Here is a 611-nt window from a genome sequence, read left to right as displayed (position 1 = left end):
TACACTTTATGCTTCCGGCTCGTATGTTGTGTGGAATTGTGAGCGGATAACAATTTCACACAGGAAACAGCTATGACATGATTACGAATTCGAGCTCCAGCGCTTTTTAACACTGCGAGCATAATGCCTGCGTCATCCGCCAGCAGGAGCTGGACTTTACTGATGCCCGTTATATCTGCGAAAAGACCGGGATCTGGACCCGTGATGGCATTCTCTGGTTTTCGTCATCCGGTGAAGAGATTGAGCCACCTGACAGTGTGACCTTTCACATCTGGACAGCGTACAGCCCGTTCACCACCTGGGTGCAGATTGTCAAAGACTGGATGAAAACGAAAGGGGATACGGGAAAACGTAAAACCTTCGTAAACACCACGCTCGGTGAGACGTGGGAGGCGAAAATTGGCGAACGTCCGGATGCTGAAGTGATGGCAGAGCGGAAAGAGCATTATTCAGCGCCCGTTCCTGACCGTGTGGCTTACCTGACCGCCGGTATCGACTCCCAGCTGGACCGCTACGAAATGCGCGTATGGGGATGGGGGCCGGGTGAGGAAAGCTGGCTGATTGACCGGCAGATTATTATGGGCCGCCAGCGCTATGAACACTCGGTACCC

Annotated in this window: 1 pseudogene; it reads left to right on the top strand. The window is 53.0% G+C overall.

What is annotated here, in order from left to right:
• The first annotated feature begins 113 nt into the window (after nt 1-113).
• Nucleotides 114-611, top strand: a pseudogene (locus HKX41_10440) (phage terminase large subunit family protein).

The organism is Salifodinibacter halophilus, from assembly GCA_012999515.1.
Lineage (GTDB): Bacteria > Pseudomonadota > Gammaproteobacteria > Nevskiales > Salinisphaeraceae > Salifodinibacter > Salifodinibacter halophilus.
The sequence above is the reverse complement of the archived record's forward strand: the minus strand, read 5'-3'. Positions and strand labels throughout refer to the sequence as shown.